Source organism: Martelella sp. (genome assembly GCF_984369615.1).
The window spans coordinates 1-2948 of the sequence record NZ_CFHTCS010000459.1 but is presented as its reverse complement, the minus strand read 5'-3'; the positions used below and the strand labels follow the sequence as shown (position 1 = coordinate 2948).

Here is a 2948-nt window from a genome sequence, read left to right as displayed (position 1 = left end):
ATGAACATCACGTTGGACAGGTCATATTCGACTTCCAGGTAATGATCCATGAAGGTCGAGTTCTGTTCCGGGTCCAGCACCTCGAGCAGGGCCGAGGACGGATCGCCGCGGAAATCGGCGCCCATCTTGTCGATCTCGTCGAGCAGGAAGAGCGGATTGTTCTTGCCGACCTTCTTCATCGACTGGACGATCTTGCCGGGCATGGAGCCGATATAGGTGCGGCGGTGACCGCGGATCTCGCTCTCATCACGAACGCCGCCGAGCGCCATGCGCACATATTCACGGCCCGTCGCCTTGGCGATCGACTGGGCAAGCGAGGTCTTGCCGACGCCGGGCGGACCGACGAGGCAGAGGATCGGGCCCTTCAGCTTCTTGGCGCGCGCCTGCACCGCGAGGTACTCGACGACGCGTTCCTTGACCTTTTCGAGGCCGAAATGATCCTCTTCGAGCACCTTCTCGGCAAGCTTCAGGTCGCGCTTGATCTTCGACTTGGTATTCCACGGCAGGCCAGTGAGCCAGTCGAGATAATTGCGCACCACGGTCGCTTCCGCCGACATCGGGCTCATATTGCGGAGCTTCTTCATCTCACCTTCAGCCTTTTCGCGGGCTTCCTTGGTGAACTTCGTCTTCTTGATGCGCTCTTCGAGCTCGGCCATCTCGTCGCGGCCGTCCTCGCCCTCGCCGAGTTCCTTCTGAATGGCCTTCATCTGCTCATTCAGGTAGTATTCGCGCTGGGTCTTCTCCATCTGCCGCTTGACGCGGGTGCGGATCCGCTTTTCGACCTGCAGGACGGAGATCTCGCCTTCCATGAAGCCGAGCGCCTTTTCCAGGCGTCCCTTGACGCTGGTGGTTTCCAGCATTTCCTGCTTCTCGGTCAGCTTGATCGCCAGATGCGAGGCAACCGTATCGGCAAGCTTCGAGTAGTCCTCGATCTGGCCGGCCGCGCCGACAACCTCGGGGGAGACCTTCTTGTTGAGCTTCACGTAGTTCTCGAACTCGGAAACCACCGAGCGGGCCAGCGCCTCGATCTCGACGGCATCTTCTTCCGGCTCGCCGAGCATCTCGGCATTGGCCTCGTAGAAGTCGTTCTCCAGGCGCACATCGCCGATGGCCGCACGCGCCTTGCCCTCGACCAGAACCTTGACGGTTCCGTCGGGCAGCTTCAGCAGCTGCAGCACATTGGCGATGGTGCCGATGCGATAGAGCGCATCGGGTTCAGGGTCGTCATCGCTGGCGTTGACCTGGGTGACCAGCATGATCTGGCGGTCGGCATTCATCACCTCTTCCAGGGCGCGGATGGACTTCTCGCGACCGACGAAGAGGGGAACGATCATGTGGGGGAAAACCACAATGTCACGCAACGGCAACACCGGGAACGCAGCATTTTCCGCTGCAGGCGCGTTCTGCGTCATGTCTTTTTCCTTTCAGGCAGCCCGGCGGTTAACCGGGCATTGACGGACTGCTGGGAGACAGTCCGAGCGTTCTTTTCAATTGTTGCGGAACAAGTGGCGCTTTGAAAGGCCGATTTCAACCTTTGCCCCGTTTTCGAAGGAACAACGGGCCGGGACAGGCGTTGGATCAGGTTCGCCGCCAGAAACGACGAAGGCAGGGACCCTGCCCTGCCTTCCCAATCATGCCTGCCCGACGCCAGGCCTATGCCGAAGCGTTCGCCTTGTCGTCGGAACGGTTGGTGTAGATGTAAAGCGGCTGGGAGGTGCCCGAAACCACCTCGTCCGAAATCACAACCTCGCGTACGCCCTTCATCGCCGGCAGTTCGAACATGGTGTCGAGCAGGATCTTCTCCATGATCGAGCGCAGTCCGCGCGCGCCGGTCTTGCGGTCGATCGCCTTGCGGGCAATGGCCATCAGCGCGTCCTCGTGGAAGGTCAGCTCGACGTCTTCCATCTCGAAGAGACGCTGATACTGCTTCACAAGCGCATTCTTCGGCGCCGTCAGGATCTGCACCAGGGCTTCCTCGTCAAGATCCTCCAGCGTCGCTATCACCGGCAGGCGACCGATGAATTCGGGGATAAGCCCGAACTTGACCAGGTCCTCCGGCTCCAGGTCACGCAGCACGTCGCCCACCTTGCGGTCGTCGGCCGCCTTCACCGAAGCGCCGAAGCCGATCGACGTGCGTTCGCCGCGCGCGGAGATCACCTTGTCGAGGCCGGCAAAGGCGCCGCCGCACAGGAACAGGATATTGGTCGTATCGACCTGCAGAAATTCCTGCTGCGGATGCTTGCGGCCGCCCTGCGGCGGCACGGAGGCAACCGTGCCTTCCATGATCTTCAGCAATGCCTGCTGAACGCCCTCGCCCGAAACGTCGCGGGTGATCGAAGGATTGTCGGACTTGCGCGAAATCTTGTCGACCTCATCGATGTAGACAATGCCGCGCTGGGCGCGCTCGACATTGTAGTCGGCCGATTGCAGCAGCTTCAGAATGATGTTCTCGACATCCTCGCCGACATAGCCGGCTTCCGTCAGCGTCGTCGCGTCCGCCATGGTGAAGGGCACGTCGATGATGCGGGCCAGCGTCTGGGCAAGATATGTCTTGCCGCAGCCGGTCGGGCCGACCAGCAGGATGTTCGACTTCGACAGTTCGATGTCGGAACTCTTGGAGGCGTGCGACAGACGCTTGTAGTGGTTATGCACCGCCACCGAGAGAATACGTTTCGCATGGCTCTGGCCGATCACGTACTCGTCCAGAACGCCCATGATTTCCTGCGGCGTCGGCACGCCGTCGCTCGACTTCACCATCGAGGTCTTGTTTTCCTCGCGGATGATGTCCATGCACAACTCAACGCATTCATCGCAGATGAATACGGTCGGGCCAGCGATCAGCTTGCGGACTTCGTGCTGACTCTTGCCGCAAAAGGAACAATAGAGCGTGTTCTTCGAGTCACCGCCATTGTTACCGCCGACTTTGCTCATTATCACTTCCTTCCAGT

2 protein-coding genes are annotated in these 2948 nt (G+C 60.2%); both read right to left on the bottom strand.

All coding sequences use genetic code 11. The features are described 5' to 3' along the window. On the bottom strand, positions 1–1412 hold a 1412-nt coding region (locus AC5DC2_RS22160), incomplete at its 3' end, for an LON peptidase substrate-binding domain-containing protein (RefSeq protein WP_491700051.1). 241 nt (positions 1413–1653) lie between these two features. Then, the gene (gene clpX / locus AC5DC2_RS22155) at positions 1654–2931 is read right to left on the bottom strand and encodes an ATP-dependent Clp protease ATP-binding subunit ClpX (RefSeq protein ID WP_024709589.1); all 1278 of its coding nucleotides are present in this window, start codon (positions 2929–2931) and stop codon (positions 1654–1656) included. Positions 2932–2948 lie beyond the last annotated feature (17 nt).